The following is a 17,242-nucleotide window of genomic DNA, read 5'->3' as shown; positions in this document are numbered from 1 at the left end:
TCCGGCCGGCGGCACGAACGGAGAACGACAGGGTGACCTCGCGCCGACGGCGGCTCGCCACCGCCACCACCACCACGGCCGTCCCGGTCGTGGGCCTCGGCGTGCTCGCGATCGCCTTCGCGGTCACCCTCAGCGGCTGCGGCGGCCAGGGCGGCCTGGAGAGCTCGGGCCGCACCCCCAGCGCCGTCGGCCCGGTCCGGCTCTGGCCCGACCTGCCGCCCGCCACCAATCCGCCGATCGACTACGGCGAGAACACCACCGAGCGGGTCCCCGGGATCACCGTGCCCGGCAACGACGTCCACGCCGTCGACCCGGTCGCCGTCGTCAAGGCGGAGGTGCGGGCCCACGAGGACGCCAGGTCCGGCGCCGACGGGCTCTACGAGGAGACCGTACGGGCCATCGAGGCGTGCCCGGCCAACCCCGGCGGCCGGGACCGGTCCGGCGTGGGCAAGGGTGACTGCCCGGTGCTCGCCCCGTACTACCGAGACCTCACCGGCAACGGCCGCGACGAACTGATCGTCGGCATCCGGATGCCCGACCAGCAGGTCGGCGTCCGGGTCTACCTCGCCGAGAACGGCGGCCTGACCCGGATCATGTCCACCGTCGACCAGGTGGTCAGCGTCGAGCTGGCCGGCCGGGACCTGATCATGCGGGTCAGCTCCGCCGGGATCCCCGGGTACGAGTACCGCACCGCCTGGTCCTGGGACGAGCAGCAGCGCACCATGCTGCCCGCCCGGGACGAGATCGTGCGGGTGAAGCCGCCGGGCGCGGGCGCCACCGTCGTACCGGCGCCCGCGTTCGTCAGCCCCACCCCGACGCCGGCCACGACCCCGCCGCCCGGGCCGCGCCCCGCACCCCCGGCCGACTCCTCGGCCGACTCCTCGGAGGGCACCCCGTGAGCAGACGGCGGCGCCGCTACCGGCTGCCCGCGTGGACCGCGACCCTCACCTGGAAGGCCGCGGTCTTCATCGCCGTGATGTGCTGCGCGCTCGCGGCGCTGCTCGGCGTGCTCGTCCATGTGTCGGTGGCGAGCCAGACCGTCAAGGACTCCCGCGACAAGGCGCTGACCCGGCTGGAGGAGATGAGCAGGCTGTACGAGTCGGGCGAGCCGCTCCCCCGGTTCGCCGCGGTCGACCCGCCCGGCCTGCCGCGCTCGCTGCGGGACCTGGCGGTGCGCGGCGAGCGGGGCACGATGGTCACCGAGTTCCAGGGCCGGCCGACGATGTGGGCGGCGGCCCCGGCGGACGGCCGGGCGCTCGCCGTACGGCTCGACTACAGCCAGGGCGCGGCCACCATCGACGGACTCGACCGCTCGATCCTCGGCTCCTCGGTGCTGGCCATCGGGGCGACCCTGCTGGTGGGCGCGTTCGCGGTCACCCGGATCACCCGGCGGCTGCACGCCACCGCCCAGGTGGCCCGGCGGATCAGCGGCGGCGATCTCGACGCGCGGGTCAACGACCCCCGGACGAAGGACCCTTCGCGGCCGCTCGACGAGGTGGCCACCGTCTCCGGCGCGCTCGACACCATGGCGTCCTCGCTGCAGCGCAAGCTGCAGACGGAGCAGCGGTTCACCGCGGACGTGGCGCACGAGCTGCGCACCCCGCTCACCGGCCTGTCGGCGGCGGCCGAACTGCTGCCCGAGGGACGGCCGTCGGAGCTGGTGCAGGACCGGGTGCGGACCATGCGGGCGCTGACCGAGGACCTCCTGGAGATCTCCCGGCTCGACGCGGGCACCGAGAAGGTCGACCTGGCCGTGCACGCCCTCGGGCCGCTCGCCGAGCGCGCGGTGCGCGCGGTCGCGGCGAGCGGCAACGCGGCCGGACCCCCCACCGAGGTGCGGGTGGTGCGGGACGTGACCGTGGAGACGGACAAGCGGCGTCTTGAGCGGGTGCTCGGCAATCTGGTCGCCAACGCGCACAAGCACGGCACCCCGCCGGTGGTGGTGACGGTGGACGGCCCGGTGGTGACGGTCCGGGACCACGGGCCCGGGTTCCCGGACTACCTGCTGGCGGCGGGGCCGCAGCGGTTCCGTACGGAGAGCGGCAGCGGCGGCAAGGGGCACGGCCTCGGGCTGACGATCGCGCTGGGGCAGGCGGAGGCGATCGGCGCGAAGCTGGTGTTCGGCAACGTGCCGGAGGGCGAGGGTGAGGGTGGCGGTGAGGGCGACGGTGGCGGTGGCGGGGCGCTGGCGCGACTGACGCTGCCGGAGTACGTACGGCTCGCAGAGGAGCCGGACGGGGACGAGGACGGGGACGGGAGCCCTGGAGGTGCCGGTCGCGATGCGGGCACAGGTGCCGGGTGAGCGACCCGGCGGCACACCGTCACACAAAAGGGACATAAGGCTTACTGCTTGCTACGTTGCGGTCCATGACCGCACCGCCGCCGACGGACGCGAAGGACCGTAAGGACGCGCCGCCGCCCGCGCTCCGGGTGCCGAAGCGGCGCGGGGTCGAGCTGTCGCTGCTGGTCGGCGCGGTGCTGATCTCGGTGCTCGGGTACGCGGAGGTCGGCATCGCCCGGGCGCACGCCGTGCCGCCGGACGCGGCCCGGTACGGCGCCGGGCTCGGGCTCCTGGCGCTGCTCGCGCATCTCGCGGTGCGGTGGCGGGCCCCGTACGCCGATCCGCTGCTGCTGCCGATCGCCGTACTGCTCAACGGACTCGGTCTGGTGCTGATCTACCGGCTCGACCTGGAGACGCCGGGCGAGCGGGCGGCGCCGGTGCAACTGGAGTGGTCGACGCTGGGGGTGGGCCTGTTCATCGCGGTCGTGCTGCTGCTGCGGGACCACCGGCTGCTCCAGCGGTACGCGTATCTGTCGGTGGCGAGCGCGCTCGGTCTGATGATCCTGCCGATCTTCTTCCCGGCGGTGAACGGCGCCAAGATCTGGATCCGGGTCGGCGGACTCTCCTTCCAGCCGGGCGAGTTCGCCAAGATCCTGCTCGCGGTGTTCTTCGCCGCGTACCTCGCCGCCAACCGCAACGCGCTCGCGTACACCGGCCGGACGGTGTGGAAGCTGCAGTTCCCCACCGGCCGGGTGCTCGGCCCGATCGTGGCGATCTGGCTGCTGAGCGTCGGCGTCCTCGTCCTCGAACGGGACCTGGGCACCTCGCTGCTGTTCTTCGGCCTGTTCGTGATCATGCTGTACGTGGCGACCGGGCGGACCGGCTGGATCGCGGTCGGGCTTGTGCTCGCGGCGGCCGGGGCGTTCCTGGTCGGCTCGCTGGAACCGCATGTGCACAGCAGGGTCACCGACTGGCTGGACCCGTTCGCGTCGATCCGGGCGGGCGACGGGCCCGGCCAGCTCGCCCAGTCGCTGTTCGCGTTCGCGGCGGGCGGGATGCAGGGCACCGGGCTCGGGCTCGGCCACTCGGTGCTGATCGGCTTCGCCGCGAAGTCCGACTTCATCCTGGCGACGGCGGGCGAGGAACTGGGACTCTCCGGGCTCACCGCGCTGTTCCTGCTGTACGCGCTGTTCGTCGCCCGGGGCTACCGGGCCGGGCTCGCGCTGCGCGATCCGTTCGGGCGGCTGCTCGCGATCGGGCTGGCCTCGATCGTGGCGCTCCAGGTGTTCGTGATCGCGGGCGGGGTGATGGGGCTGATCCCGCTGACCGGGATGCCGATGCCGTTCCTGGCGCAGGGCGGTTCGTCGGTGGTCACCAACTGGGTGATCGTGGCGCTGCTCGTACGGGTCTCCGACTCGGCGCGGGCGCCGCGGCCGGAGACGGCGGACACCGGGGTGATCGCACCGATCGCGGAGGACGCGACATGAGCGGAGGACGGGACATGGGCGGAGGACGGGACATGATCCGCTACATCCGGCGGGCCGCCGCGCTCTGCCTGGTCCTGTTGGTGGCGCTGCTCGTCAACGCGGCCCGGGTGATGGTGTTCGAGGCCGACGCGTACGACGACAATCCGGCGAACCGGCGGATCGCGATCGCCCGTTGGGCGCAGCCGCGCGGCGCGATCCTGGTGGACGGGCGGCCGGTGACCGGCTCGCGCGACAGCGGCCAGCAGCTGCGCTGGGAACGCACGTACACCCAGGGCCCGTTGTACGCGCCGGTCACCGGCTACGCCTCGCAGACGTACGGCACCACGCTCCTTGAGGGCGCGGAGGACGACCTGTTGTCGGGTACGGATCCGATGCTGGCGCCGCTGCCGCTGTGGAACGACGTGAGCCGGGGGCGGCAGCGGGGCGGCGATGTCGTCACCACGCTGCGGGCGCGGATGCAGGAGGCGGCGTTCCGGGGGCTCGACGGGAAGCGGGGCGCGGTGGCGGCGATCGAGCCGTCGAGCGGGCGGATCCTGGCGCTCGTCTCCTCGCCGTCGTACGACCCGGGGGTGCTGTCCGGTACGGGTCCTGGGGTGACCGAGGCGTGGCGGCGGCTGAACACCTCGCCGAACCAGCCGATGCTGGCGCGGGCGATCCGGCAGACGTATCCGCCGGGTTCGACGTTCAAGGTGGTGACGGCGGCGGCGGCGCTGGACGCGGGCGTGGTGACGGACGTGGACGCGCCGACCGGCATCCCGGATCCATTCGTCCTGCCGGGCACCCGTCAGGTGCTGCCGAACGAGGCGCGGGGCTGCGCGGACGCGTCACTGGCGTACGCGATCCAGTGGTCGTGCAACACGGTGATGGCGGGGCTCGGGGTGAAGGTGGGGCTCGACGACATGGTGGGCGCGGTGGAGAAGTTCGGCTTCAACGACACCGGGCTGCGCATCCCGTCCTGGGTGGCGAAGTCGAACTTCGACACCGACATGAGCGACGACCAGCTGGCGCTTTCGTCGATCGGCCAGTTCGACACAGCGGCGACCCCGCTGCAGATGGCGATGGTGGCGGCGGCGGTCGCCAACAACGGCGAGATCGCCGAGCCGCACCTGGTGGAGCGCACCACCACGGCGGGCGGCACCACCGTCGACACCACCGGCCGCCGCAGCTACCGCCAGGCGATGTCCCCGTCGACCGCGGTCCGCCTCCAGGACCTGATGGTCCGCGCGGTCGAGGACGGCACCGGCACGAACGCGGCCATCCCCGGCGCCCGGGTCGGCGGCAAGACCGGCACCGCCCAGCACGGCCTCGGCAACACCGGCACCCCCTACGCCTGGTTCATCGCCTGGGCCCAGGCCGCCGACTCGGCCCAGCCGGCGGTGGCGGTGGCGGTGGTGGTGGAGGACGCGGAGGCGAACCGCACGGACATCAGCGGGGGCGGCAACGCGGCGCCGATCGCGCGGGCGGTGCTGGAGGAGGGGTTGCGGGCGGAGCGGGAGGGGCGGGGTGGGGGGTGAGGGGCGGGGCGTGTCCCCAGGGGCGGAAACGGCGGGACGCCCGGCCGAGAAGACTCGGCCGGGCGTCCCGGATGTGCGGTTACAGCTGCGCGGTCAGAGCTCGCCGCGGCGGGCGAGCTGCTTCAGCGCGTTCTCGCGGACGATCTCGTTCTCGTCGTCACGCAGGTCCTCAAGGGCCTGCCGGGCCTCCGGCCCGGGAATGGCACCGAGTGCCCAGATCGCCTTCACCGCGAGGGCCCTGGACTCGTCGTAGTCCAGGTAGTCGGGGATCCAGCCGGTGGCCGCGACCAGTGCCGGAACCGTCCGGGTCGCGCGGTACCTGCCGAGCCCGGAGACGACGTCCTCGTGCTTGTAGTGCCAGTCGGCCCCGGAGAGCTCGATCAGCGGCTCGAGAAAGCTCTCGCCCGAAGCCTCGGCGGCGCCCTTGACGATCAACGCCATCTCGACGTCGTCGGCGTCCTGACGCTCCATGGCGTCCCGGAGGAGCCGCAGGGCCAGGATCTCGCCGTCGGACTCACCGAAGTGGGCCAGCACCTCGTCCAGCGTGCGCGTCGGCGGCTGCCCCGGGGCGACCACCAGACCCAGAATCAAATCCTGCTCATCAGGCGTCATCGCCTGATCACCTCCCAGGCGTCCGTGTTCTTGTTGAAGAGCTGAAGCGCCTTGCCGCCACCGAGACCGATGTTGATGTGCGAGTCGCCCTCGCCCTTGAAGAACGCGTTGTTCTTGCGCCAGCCCTTGCCGACGATCGGCATGTTCGGGTAGCGGCTCTTCGCCGCGCGGGACACGTCCCGCACGCCGATCTGTTCCAAGGCAGCCCTGGTACCCGGCTTCACCGTGAACTTGACGAGCACACCATCGTACGCCTCGGAGAAACCCTGCGTCGGAGAGATGAACGTCTCCGCCGTCGCCGACAGGCCGCCACCGTCCTTGAGCGTCTGATAGTGCTCCTCGCTCATCGTCCGGTAGAAGGTGGTTTCCCCGTCGGAATCGCCTCCACCGCCTCCGCCGCTGCTGCCGCCGTCGGCCTTGCCGGAGCCGCCGCCGCCGCTGGAGCCACCGCTGCTGCGGGAGGAGCCGCCGGACTTGCCGCCGCCGCCACCGCCGGAGCTCTTGCCGCTGGCTGCGGGCTTGCGCTGCGGCATGGAGGAGGGCTTGGGCGCCGCCTTGGCCTGGGCTGCCTTGTGGGTGTTGTTACCCGTCTTGCGCTTGGCCGCGGCTGCCGCGTCGGCCTTTCTCCTGGCTTCTTCGGCGGCCTTCTTCTTGGCCCGTTGCGCGGCCTCCTTCTTGGCCTTCTCGATGGCCAGCTTCTTGGCCTTCAAGGCCGCTGCCTCGGCCGCCTTGGCGGCCTTGAGGACGATCTCGGCGGCCTTCTTCGCCGCCTTGAACGCCTGGATGGCGTCGATGGTGCGGTTGATCGCCTTCAGGACCGACGGGATCTTGCCGAGCTTCGTCCATGGAATGGCGTCCAGGATGATGCTGCCGCACGACCACATGTCACCGCCGAAGCAGGCCATGGCGTCGGTGATGCCGATGAAGTCCTTCAGCGTCGACCAGGCGATCGACAGGATCACCGAGGACAGCGACTTGCCCATCATGGACTGCGCCTGGGCGACCTGCGCCGGGGACAGTCCCGCGCCCTTGAGCGCCGCGGCCTTCTCCGAGGCGTTCAGGGTGATCGCCATGCCGCTCGGGTCGGCGTACGTGAGCGGGTTGTTCTGCGCGTACGCGTACCCGTTGGACTGCAGCGGGTCGTTCAGGTCCAGCTCCGGGTCGACGGACAGGAAGCGTCCGACCACCGGGTCGTAGAGACGGGCGCCGAGCGGCTGGAAGCCGGAGGCGTCGTCGCGGGTCTGACCCAGGAAACCCTTGCTGGTCTGGATGTTCTGGCCTGCCCTGTCGGCACCGCGCTGGTTGCCGAAGGGGTCCTGCTTGCGCACCCGCACCGACATGCCGCCGGAGAGGGCGACCTCGGTGTACACGCTGCCCTGGTGGTCCGTGGCGAGCGCGGTGAGCGCCTCGCCGCCCGAGCCGTTGGCGTAGCGCAGGATCGCGCCGTCGGCCGTCGAGTAGGTGCGCTCGGTGCGGACCAGGATGCCGCCCTGCTGGACGGTGACCGTGGCCTCGCCCAGGTGCAGGGTCGCCTGCTTGCCCTGGATGGTCAGCAGTCGGCTGCCGTCGGGGCCGTAGATGTGACGGGTGTCGTTCTGCGGCAGCCACTGCTGGGCGGCCTGGGCCGCGTCACAGGTGGCCAGCACGATCGCCGTGCCGTTGACGTTCGCCGCGCCCTGCACCGCGAGGCACAGACCGGAGGCGACGTGCGTCAGCTGACCCGACGCGTTGCGCTTGAGCTGCTGCGCGGTGGTGCCGTTGCACTTCTGCAGCTGCGCGGCCGAACCCGCGGTGTTGGCGGTCGGCTGGACGCACCAGGTGTCGTACACCTCAAGGGTGCCGACGTTGGCGTCCGCCTGCGCCGGGGCGGGGTCGAAATGCCACGCCTGCGCCACCGTGCCGTTGCACTGGTACAGCTGGATGGCGTTGCCGGCGCTCGCGAGACCCGACTTCAGGTCGATGCACTTCTGGCCGAGCCCCAGGTACGGGGTCTTGCCGCCGGAGCCCTGACCGGTGATCCGGTCGACCTGACCGTCGTAGGTCCAGCTCAGCTCCTGCTTGTCACCGTTCGCGACCGAGCTGATCGTCTTGGTCTCGCCGGTCAGCTCGTACAGCCGGGTGGCCTCCGTCTTGACCTGCTGCCCCGCGGGGGTGGTGTAGGTCTTGGACACCTTGGTCAGCGTGTGCGGCTGGCTGCCGTCCGCCTTGCCGTACGCGTAGTCGGTCGTGGCGTCCTTGGCCGTGTTGCCCGACAGGTCCTTCTCGGTGAGCTTCTTGCGGTTGCCGAGCAGGTCGTACTCGTACTCCTGCCAGTAGCCGGAGCCGTCGGTGCCGGAGACGGCGTTGAGCGTGCCGTCGGTGTTCTTCGGCGTGGTGCAGCCCTGCGTCGCCGGTTCCTTGTTGGTCCAGGCGGACTTCAGCTGGCCCAGCGGGTCGTACGCGAAGCACTGGCGCTCCTCGATCCCGACGGACTTCTCCTGGATCGAGGCGACGTTGCCGGCCGGGTCGTAGCTGTACGCGCGGTCCGAGACCAGGGTGCCGCCGACGAGGGACCGGTCCGCGGTCGTGTCGTTGGGGCCGCCCTTCTCCCGGTGGACCGACTGCCCGGAGAGCTCACCGGTGCTCTCGTCGTAGGTGTTCTGCGTCCACACCCGGTACGGCATCGCGCCGAGGGTGGAACGGAGCACCTGGCCGTAGGGCGAGTAGACGGTCTCGGAGCCGTACCAGTCCTTTCCGGAGATCGAGAGCGGCTTGCCGTCCTTGTTGTAGCGGACGACGAGCTTCTCGCTGGCGAACTTGCCGACGGCGGGCAGCGTGCTCTCGTCGAGCATGCCGTTGTCGGAGTACGTGTAGTCGTACGTGTAGTCCTTGGCGAAGCCCCACGTGTCGGCGAGGGACTGCGGCAGGGACAGCGTGGTCGAGGTCGGCTGGTAGTCCTTGGTGTAGCCGTTGACCTTCTGGGTGTACGCCAGCGCGTCCGTGTAACGGGTGGCGGTGGCGGGCATGCCCTTGCCGCCCGGGACGGTGTCGTAGGTGAGGTCTTCCAGGAGCTTGCCGGCCGAGCTGGTCTCACGGGTCTGGGTCGGCCGCGACAGTTCGTCGTAGCCGGTCCAGGTCTTCACGCCACGCGCGTTGGTGGTGGTCAGCGGACGGTCGAAGGCGTCGTACTCGACGCGGCTCGTGCCCTTGTCCGGGTCGGTGGTCGTCTCCAGGTTGCCGCGGCGGTCGTACGTCCAGGACCACGGGTGGGTCGGGTCCGCCGAGGCGGTCGCCTTCACCGGCAGGCCCTCGGTGTCGTACTCGTAGCGAGTCGACGTGAAGCCGCCCGGCGCCGCCGGGTTGAAGGTGTCGGTCCGGACGGTGCGGCCCGTCGCGTCGGTCCAGACGCGGTAGGTCGAGTCGCCCTGCGGCTGGATGACCTTCGACCAGTCCGCGCCGTACTCGTAGCGGACGGCCTTCTCCGGGACCTCCTGCGAGATGGCCTCGGTGGTGCCCGGGGCCTTCACCTTGAGGACCGGCATCTCCTCGAGCACGCGGCCGAGGCCGTCGTACTCGTAGCGGGTGATGTTCGGGACCGTGGTGTCGGCCAGCGGAGTGAACAGGTCTCCGCTCGGGTCGTCCTGGTTCAGGTAGGCGTTGTTGGTCTGGTAGATCTCACCGGCGCTGTTGTACAGCGTGTCGGTGATCAGACGGCCGCCGCCGTCCGCCTCCTCCTGCGACTGCCGCTCGCGGCCCAGACCGTCGTAGATCGTGACGGACTTCTCGATCCGGTCCTCGTAGCCACGCGTGTACGTGACGACGTAGGGAGGCTTCCGGACCATCTTGCCGTCCGGGTCGTCCGGGTCGACCGTCTCCTTCGGGATCACGTAGTCGGCGCGGAAGTCCGCGACGCCCGAGCCCGGATTGCGGCCGACCGCCCACGCCTCGGCCATCCGGCCCAGCGGGTCGTAGACGGCCTGGCTGACCTGGCCGTTGACGTCGGTCGTCTTCAGCGCGACCGCGCGTCCCGGGTCCAGCTCCTGGATCTGGCTGTGGCCGAGGACGTTGGTCGTGGTGACCTTGAAGACCTGGCCGGTGGCCGGCCCGTCGGAGGCGTAGGTGATCGTGGAGGACTTCGGGGTGGCCTTGGCGAGCTGCTCGGCGTTGGTCTGCCGGACGACCCGGCCGATCTCGTCGAAGCCGCTGGTGCCGTTGGTCTGGAAGCCGGTGCCGGTGCCGTTCAGCGACCACGACTCGGTGGCCAGGCCACGGGTCGTGGCGCCGAGCGCCGTGCCGTACGCCGTGCCGTCGTAGGCCGTCCGCTGGCCGCCGCTGAGGGTGGCCAGGTTGCCCCAGTTGGCGTTCGCGCAGGTCGTCGGCGAGACCAGGACCTGCTTCGACAGACCGATCAGGTTCTTGTCCGTCTGGTGCAGGTACTCCAGCTTGGTGCAGCTGTCGTCCGCGCTCTTGTCCGCCGCGTCGTCGCCCAGCGACTCCACGAGGACGGGAAGCCCGTACGTCGGCTCGTACGTCGTGCTGGTCCGCACGGTCCGCAGGGTGCGCTTGTCGTCACCCGTGCCCGACGACTTCGTGTAGGCGACCTCCTCCGGCTCCGTGACCCGCCACGCCTTCAGCGGGGTCAGGCCGTCGCCGCGGTCGCGGCGCGCCAGTTCCGTCGCCTCGGGGACGGTGATGCTGCGGGTCAGCCAGTTGGTGTCGGCGTCCGTCGCGTTGGTGTAGGACAGCTCCTCGGCGATCCGGCCGGCGAAGGCGTCGCGGTCGTAGACCTGCTTGCCGTCCGTCGACTTGATCGGGTTGCCGTGGATGTCCGTCATGGGGACGGTGTCGCCCATGCCGCGGAAGAAGCGGGTGACGGCCTTGGTCTTGGGCGCCTCGGCGCCGGGACCGCCCTGGCCGGGGGTGTCCTCGCCGGGGGTGGAGCCCTCGCCGCTGTCGGATGCGGCCTTGCGCTCACCGGTGATGACGGTGGTCTGCTCGAAGCCCGCGAACTGCGAGTAGGTCCGGGTGGACTTCTTCGTGAACTCGGCCTCGGCCAGCTTCCAGCCGGCGTTCTTGTAGTCGTACCCGGTCGTCGTCGAGAACGAGCCGGCGACGTTCGGCAGCTCCTCGATCGAGTCGACCACGTACTTGTTGAACCAGTCGATGTCCTCGATCTCGGAGTCCGGGTGCCAGTACGAGGGGTAGCACAGACGCGTGTTGGACTTCAGCGCCGCCGTGTCGGTCTTGCCCGGCAGACCGGTGCCCGACAGGCACTGGCCCTCGCGCTTCTTGTAGCCGACGACCGTCTCGCCGCCGTACTCGTTGACGACGCGGGCGACGCGCAGGCGCGAGAAGCCCGGCCGCGGGTCGGTCATCTCGCTGCCGCCGCGCAGGACGCGGTTGGGCATGTCGTCGGCGTTGTACTCGAAGCGGACCGGGTTCAGCTCGACCTTGGCGTCGGTGGAACCCTTGCGGGCGTAGCCGGTGCGCTGGATCGACTCCAGCCACAGGGCCGTGTTCGCGCCCGTCCGCAGGATCGGGAAGCTCTGCTTGAGCTGGTACTCGTCGACGACCTGGCGCGCGCTGGTGGTGGTCAGGCGCTGCGCCGAGGTGGTGATCTTGTCCAGGCGCTTGGTGGTCCAGAAGGTCGGACCGGCGTTCCAGCACTTGCGCTTGTACGTGGAGGTGACGCGCTGGCAGTTCAGGTCGGCCGGGGTGTCGAACCAGGGCCGGTACTTACCGGGGTCGGTCGACGTGAAGCTCGCCTGGGAGCAGGTCGTCGTGTCCGACGGACTGTTGGGGTAGCAGCGTTCGGCGACCTCGAAGCCGATGCGCGCGGGCGCGGTGGCGGTGAAGAGGTTGTCCTTGCGCTGGCCGTAGTAGATGTGCGACAGGTAGCCGCCGCGGTCGTACTTGACCGGACCCTTGAAGTAGAAGTTCTTGGCGTAGTAGTTCTGCTCCTTCTTCCACCAGAAGGACATGGCGTTGCCGTGGATGTCCTCGACGTAGTCGAGGTTCCACTGCCAGGCCTGGGTGCAGGACGACTTCTTCCAGTCCTCCTTGGTCGGGCCCGCGTAGCAGGGCTCGTCCGCGTGGTTGCCGTAGACCGGGACCGTCAGGACGGAGTCCGTGGTCGGGTCGTCGGCGTCGGCGCCGTGGTCGGACCAGTTGGGGAGCTTGTTCAGACCGAAGTGGTACTTGGTGCCGTCCTTGGTGGTGACGATCCAGTACTCACCGTCCTTGGCACCGTTGCCGGTGGCCTCGCCGGTCTTCCGCTCGATCTTCGAGCCGTCGCCGTTGGCGGTGAACCAGTCCTTCTTGTCCGCGTCCCAGACCAGCTCGGTGGTCTGGCCGCCGAGCGAGAGGGTGGCGTTGTTGGAGCCCCAGCACAGGTCCGCGGTCTTGTGGTCCTTGTTGTTGGCGCCGGCCTTCTTGGAGTCCTGGCGGCAGTTGGTGTACGTCCGGCTGATGGAGCCCGGGTTGTAGTCCCAGCCGTCGCCGATCCAGGAGGCCTGGTTGTTCGTCGAGGAGGTGCGGCCGTCGACGGACTGCGAGTTGTACGACAGGTTCACCTTCGGCATCAGGCCGCCGGCGGTCTCCGGGGTCTGCACCTGGTACGCGTAGGTGAACGCGCCGTTCGACGAACCCGCGGCCCACGAGCCGGAGGACAGCAGCGGCGACGCGGTGAAGTCACCGGACGCGGAGGAGCCGGTGTCCATCGCGCCGACGACCTGGCGGCCGGAGCCGTCGACGACCTGCAGGCCGTCCGTCGCGGGCAGCGACGCCTTGCGCGCCGAGGCACCCGAGGCACCCGAGGTCTGCGAAGCGGCGTCGGCGTCCGGCAGCAGGTTCGCGACCGGAACGGTGCCGGACAGGATCTGCCGGGTCGCGGAGCTCTTCGCCGAGACCGGCTTGAGGCCGGCCTGGGCGGTGGGGACGTCCTTGACGGTGCTGCGCAGCCGCTCGACGCCGTGGTCCTGCTCGTCCGTCCCGGCCATGGTCTCGACGCCCTCGTCGGGGGCGCAGTCACCGGTGTCCGGGGAGTCGAGGACGCAGTTCGGCAGCAGCATCAGGCCGAAGCGCTCGGCGGCGAGCTGGCCGTAGCGGTCCTTGAAGCCACTGGTGTCGACGTCGAGGAGGACCTGTGCGGCGGGGTCGGCGGTCGCCGGGGGCACGATCTCCATGACCATGCCGGGGACGCCGGATTCCTCGGACGTGGTGGTCGACTTGATGGCGACCTGCCAGTCACCGGCGATCGACGCGGGGTCCTGTCCGACCGGGACGCCGACGCCGACCGGCAGCAGCGCCGAGGTGGCGGTGTTGGTGACCTGGACCGTCGTGCCGGGCGCCACCTTGGAGGGGTCCGCCTTGCCGGCGTCCGCCGCCCAGGGGTCGACCGCGACCGGCTTGTACGGGTTGACGTCCTGCGGCTGACCGGTGCTCAGGATCTTCTGAGCCTCGATGTCCTCGTCGAGGACGGTGCTCTTCGGGATGTCGGGGAGGTCGACCTCGGCGGTCGTCTCCTCCCGGCTCATCCCGTCCCCGGGGACGGCCAGGGCCTGCGAGCCCAGGCTGGTCACCGTCAATGTCGATGACAACAATAGGACGATCGCCGTGCGGCTTCGCCGACGGCGTCGTCGTTGTGACTCTGTCAGGGCGAGGCGATTGCGCCCCAGCCATGACAGTGGACCTGAAGCACGCATACGCGTCGACTCCCACCCAGACGAACAAGACAACGGATGAGGTGCGGAAACACCAAAGAGCACGCGCCCGGATCAGGCGCGTGCGTGCGCACTCTCTGTCATGCGGGCCGGGGATTCAAGATCGATGATCACGTCTGCAACTGCGCGAAGGTGAGCTTCACCACGGTGCACTCGCAAACAGACTGTCGCACTTTCAACCTTCGCGACAGATCGGGCACCTCGGACATCCGGAAGGTAACGCTCCATCAAATGGGCACAATCCGGCCATCCTGACGTCACGTCGAATTCTTTCACACTCCCTCATAACGTCTTCATAAAACTCTCAGATATGGACGTGGCTTGGTTGCCATGTGATCGTGTGCGCGCCTGTGCTGCCCCGTGGTCTGGACCGCGGGGCTGTCTGTGCTGTCCGAAATCCTCTGGTTCCCACGGGAGTAGACCGCCGTGCCCGCGCCGCCTCGTCTTCTCAGCCCATTCGTGCGCACGCGCACGCGGCTGAGCCTCACTCTCGGCCTCGTTCTGGCCGCCCTCACCGCCGCGCTCCTGCCCTGGTGGCAGCCGAGCGGCCCGACTGTCCCGGGTTCCCAGACCTCCACCGAGGCGCGCAACGCCTCGGTGGGTCCGCGCGACGAGGCCACCGCGGTGGCCGAGGCGAAGCGGACGGGCAAGAAGGTGCTCGTCGACACGGCGACCACCGCGACCCAGCTCCTCTGGGCCCAGCCCAACGGCAAGATGCTCACGCAGATCGACGCCCTGCCGCAGCGGGCGAAGAACGCCGAGGGCAACTGGGCGCCGATCGACACCACGCTGCACCGGTCGAAGGACGCCGGGCCGCTGAACGTCGTCCCGGCGAACGCGGTCGTCCCGGTCCGCTTCTCCGGCGGCGGCAAGGCCGCCCGCGCCGACCGTTCCTTCAGCCGCCTGCCGCTGGCCGAGGGATCGCCCGCCGCGGGCGCGTCGCACGGCACCCCGCTGGCCGAGGTCGACCTGGGCGGCCACACCGTCACGTACACCTGGCCGACGGCCCTGCCCGAGCCGGTGCTCGACGGTCCCCGCGCGCTGTACCCCGAGGTCTTCCCGGGCGTCGACCTGCTGCTCGTGGCCCGTGCGGAGGGGGGCTTCGGCCAGGTCCTGATCGTGAAGAACCGCGAGGCCGCGCGCCACGAGTCGCTTGCCACGGTGAAGTTCGGTGTGACGTCGAAGACCGCCGTCTTCCGGCAGAACGCCGAAGCGAACGTGATCCAGGTCCTGGACAAGGCGGGCGAGGAGATCGGGTCCATCCCGACGCCGTTCGCCTGGGACTCCGCGGGCCGTGACGCCGACGCGCCGGACAAGGCGCCGCGCACCGCGGCCGCCACCTCCGCCGACGTCCTCAAGCTCTCCGGCCTCACCGGCATCGAGCCGGGTGCCAACTCGGCGCAGCTCCCGGTGGCGCTCGACGGGGACGGCACCGGCGACCTGACCGTGGGTCTGAAGGTGGCCGAGACGGGTCTGCTGACCCGCGCCGACACCACGTACCCGGTCTTCATCGACCCGCCGCTCAACGCCGGCTGGCTCGCCTGGACGGTCGCGTACCGCAAGTACCCGAGCTCCAGCTTCTGGAACGGTACGAACTTCTCCTCCGGCACCTCGGACGCCCGGGTCGGCTACGAGAGCGACACCGGCGGTCTGGCCCGCTCCTTCTGGCGGATGAACTTCTCGTCCGGCTACAAGGGCGCGAAGTTCGACTGGGCCACCTTCAAGGTGAAGAACAACCACTCGTGGTCCTGCACCGACCGGCAGATGGAGTTCTGGCTGACCGGCTCGATCTCCTCGGGCACCACCTGGAACGCGCAGCCGAGCTGGGCGAAGGTGCTGCAGAAGAAGTCCTTCGCGCACGGCTGGTCGAGCTCCTGCCCGGACGAGTACGAGGCGTTCACCGTCACCGCCGCCGCCCAGGAGGGCGCGGACAAGGGCTGGCCGAACATCACCTTCGGCATGCGCGCCACCAGCGAGTCCGACACCCAGACCTGGCGCAAGTTCGCCGCCACCGGCGCGACCCTGACGGGCCAGTTCAACCGGGCGCCGTCCCAGCCGACCTCCGGCTCCTCCGTGCCCGGCGGCTCCTGCATCACCGGCAGCTCCGGCACCGGCGTGCTCATCGGGCGCACCAACCTCACGTTGAAGGCCAAGGCCGTCGACGTCGACGGCAACCTGTCCAAGCTGCGCTTCCGCTTCTGGAAGGACGGCGGCTCGGCCCTGGACCGTCCGCTGGCGACCCCGGACGCCAACGGCTGGGCACAGGTGATCATCCCGGCCACGGATCCGCTCCTGAAGGACCTCAAGACCAACACCACGTTCCTGTGGGACGTGCGGTCCGAGGACACCACGTACCCCGACGCGGGTTCGACCTCGTCGTACTTCCCGGACGGCAGCTACCCGTGCCGTCTCACCATCGACCCGACCGCGCCGCCGCAGCCCGAGATCACCAGCCCGGTGTTCGACGAGGCCACCCCGGACGGCAAGACCTGGGCGAAGGTGAAGTTCGGCAAGTCGGGTTCGGTCACCTTCGAGGCCACGGGCGCGACGCGCTTCTCGTACGGCTTCGAGGGGTGGGGGTACCAGGACTCGCCGAAGCCGGTGAACGGCAAGGTCACGTTCGACATCTCCCCGCCGCACGCGGGTCCGATCCAGCTCAACGTGTTCGCGTACGACGTCAGCGGCAACCAGAGCCTGCGCGGCGACTACAGCTTCTACCTGCCGCCCCGTGACACGGCCGACGGTCCGATGGACACCGGCGGTGACAACATCCCCGACCTGCTCGTCCTCTTCCCGGACGGCAGGCTGAAGAACTGTGTCGGCGCTCCCGCCGACGCCGCGGTCCCGGGCACCGGTGGTGAGCTCTACAGCTGCCTGGCCGCGTCCTACATGACCGCGGGCAAGAAGGTCGACCCGCCGAACCACTGGATCGACGCGGCGGGCACCGCCTCGCTGATCGCGCACTACAACGACGCCTACCCGGGCGACGGTTCGACCGATCTGTTCGCCGTCACCCCGGACAAGCAGTTCTGGCTGTACCCGGGCGACGGCTACGGCAGCTTCAACGTGGACGACCGGATCAAGATCCGGCTCCCGTCCAACGCGCCCGCGCCGAGCACCTGGACGCAGCTGAAGGCGATCGGCGACGTCACGGGCGACAAGCAGCCGGACCTCGCGCTGCGCGCCGGCAACGCCTTCTGGGTGCTGTCCGGTTACACCGGCGCCAGCTTCCAGACCGCCACGCTCATGGAGGGCACCGCCTGGGCCCGCCGCGACATCGTCAACATCGCGGACATGAACAAGGACGGCACCCCCGACCTGCTGTGGCGCAACCTGGACAACGGCAACATGTACGTCCGGCACGGCAAGCCCGGTGCGGTCACCGGCGCGGTCGACCTGGAGTCCATCAAGGTGGCGGCGAACTCGCTCAACGGTGATGTCGCCTTCGGCACCAACTGGACCGAGACGAACGTGACTTCCGTGATCGGCATCCCCGACGTCAACAAGGACGGAATCCCGGACATGTGGGCGCGCACCGGGGACACCGGCAACATCCGCCTGTACTACCCGTCCACCACCAACACCAACGGCCCGGCCAAGACCGTGCTGTCGGTCGACTGGCGGGACATCAGGGCCTTCGGCTGATCC

General features: G+C 70.3%; 7 protein-coding genes. 5 read left to right on the top strand and 2 right to left on the bottom strand.

Going from position 1 to position 17,242, the window contains the following annotated elements:
• The first annotated feature begins 32 nt into the window (after positions 1 to 32).
• From ACIPXM_RS06025 to ACIPXM_RS06010, 4 genes are all read left to right on the top strand, one after another.
• Positions 33 to 899, top strand: a complete 867-nt coding sequence (locus ACIPXM_RS06025; protein ID WP_401652361.1) for a hypothetical protein — start codon at positions 33 to 35, stop codon at positions 897 to 899.
• Positions 896 to 2,302, top strand: a complete 1,407-nt coding sequence (locus tag ACIPXM_RS06020) for a histidine kinase dimerization/phospho-acceptor domain-containing protein (RefSeq protein WP_401652359.1) — start codon at positions 896 to 898, stop codon at positions 2,300 to 2,302. Before ACIPXM_RS06025 ends, ACIPXM_RS06020 begins: the two co-directional genes overlap by 4 nt.
• A gap of 65 nt (positions 2,303 to 2,367) precedes the next feature.
• Positions 2,368 to 3,768 carry an FtsW/RodA/SpoVE family cell cycle protein gene (locus ACIPXM_RS06015; protein WP_401652357.1) on the top strand — a complete coding sequence of 467 codons (1,401 nt, stop codon included), beginning with the start codon at positions 2,368 to 2,370 and terminating at the stop codon, positions 3,766 to 3,768.
• 32 nt (positions 3,769 to 3,800) lie between these two features.
• Positions 3,801 to 5,282 carry a penicillin-binding transpeptidase domain-containing protein gene (locus ACIPXM_RS06010; RefSeq protein WP_401652525.1) on the top strand — a complete coding sequence of 494 codons (1,482 nt, stop codon included), beginning with the start codon at positions 3,801 to 3,803 and terminating at the stop codon, positions 5,280 to 5,282.
• Positions 5,283 to 5,375: 93 nt separating this feature from the next.
• Here ACIPXM_RS06010 and ACIPXM_RS06005 read toward each other — a convergent pair whose 3' ends face one another.
• Both ACIPXM_RS06005 and ACIPXM_RS06000 read right to left on the bottom strand, forming a co-directional pair.
• Complete coding sequence (locus tag ACIPXM_RS06005; RefSeq protein ID WP_401652355.1) at positions 5,376 to 5,894, bottom strand: HEAT repeat domain-containing protein; 519 nt, start codon at positions 5,892 to 5,894, stop codon at positions 5,376 to 5,378.
• Positions 5,891 to 13,408: a ricin-type beta-trefoil lectin domain protein gene (locus ACIPXM_RS06000; RefSeq protein WP_401652523.1), complete on the bottom strand. Its 7,518-nt coding sequence runs from the start codon at positions 13,406 to 13,408 to the stop codon at positions 5,891 to 5,893. The genes ACIPXM_RS06005 and ACIPXM_RS06000 overlap by 4 nt, the downstream gene beginning before the upstream one ends.
• Positions 13,409 to 14,053: 645 nt before the next feature.
• Between ACIPXM_RS06000 and ACIPXM_RS05995 the strand changes: the two genes are divergently transcribed.
• Positions 14,054 to 17,239: a DNRLRE domain-containing protein gene (locus tag ACIPXM_RS05995; RefSeq protein WP_401652353.1), complete on the top strand. Its 3,186-nt coding sequence runs from the start codon at positions 14,054 to 14,056 to the stop codon at positions 17,237 to 17,239.
• Positions 17,240 to 17,242: the final 3 nt, after the last annotated feature.

This window comes from Streptomyces sp. NPDC090025, from assembly GCF_044748125.1.
Lineage (GTDB): Bacteria > Actinomycetota > Actinomycetes > Streptomycetales > Streptomycetaceae > Streptomyces.
The sequence above is the reverse complement of the archived record's forward strand: the minus strand, read 5'-3'. Positions and strand labels throughout refer to the sequence as shown.